Source organism: Shewanella sp. GutDb-MelDb, assembly GCF_002836075.1.
Classification (GTDB): domain Bacteria; phylum Pseudomonadota; class Gammaproteobacteria; order Enterobacterales; family Shewanellaceae; genus Shewanella.
In genome coordinates, this window is record NZ_PJBM01000084.1 from 1 (window position 1) to 634 (window position 634).

The window sequence follows — 634 nt, forward strand, 5'->3', positions numbered from 1 at the left end:
CTAACAGCTGAAGTGGGTTGTACTAACGCACCCGGTGCTACGGGCGAAGGTATGTATGAGATGTTCCGCTTAGGCGCCATCCCTGTACATTTAGCGCACATTCAATCTGGCCCTTGGGCGTCACCTGATGAAGGTGGATTCGGTTATGTGTCTAACTATTCTATCTACAATTTCCCTCATTCAATGGCGGTAAACCGTCTAACGGGTAAGCGTTTCATGAACGAAATTGCTGACCGTAAGACGCGTGCTGATGCTGAGCTAAGTTGCCGTGATGAAAAGGGTAACGCACTGCCTCCAATCTTGATCACTAGCTATAAGGATTCTAAAAAGCATCCGAATACTAAGAAAGTAATCAAGTACAACGTCGGTTGGAAGTTTGATTCAGTTGAAGAACTAGCCAAACATTTTGAAGTGCCACTTACAGCGCTGAAAGCTCAGATCGCAGAGTATAACGAATACGTTAAGTCTGGTGATGACAAGCAGTTCGGTAAGAATATGACTAAGGCTAAAGATAAGTTTATCCAAGCGCCATTCACCGTCGTAAGACTATGGCCAAAAGTGCATTATTGCCAAGGTGGTGTACAGGTCAATACTAAAGCCGAAGTGAAAGACAGCTTCACAGGTCAGTCTATCT

Annotated in this window: 1 protein-coding gene; it reads left to right on the forward strand. The window is 44.8% G+C overall.

Going from position 1 to position 634, the window contains the following annotated elements:
* Positions 1–634 (forward strand): acrylate reductase flavoprotein subunit ArdA (locus tag CXF82_RS01445; RefSeq protein WP_145991641.1); only part of this gene is annotated, 634 nt, incomplete at both ends.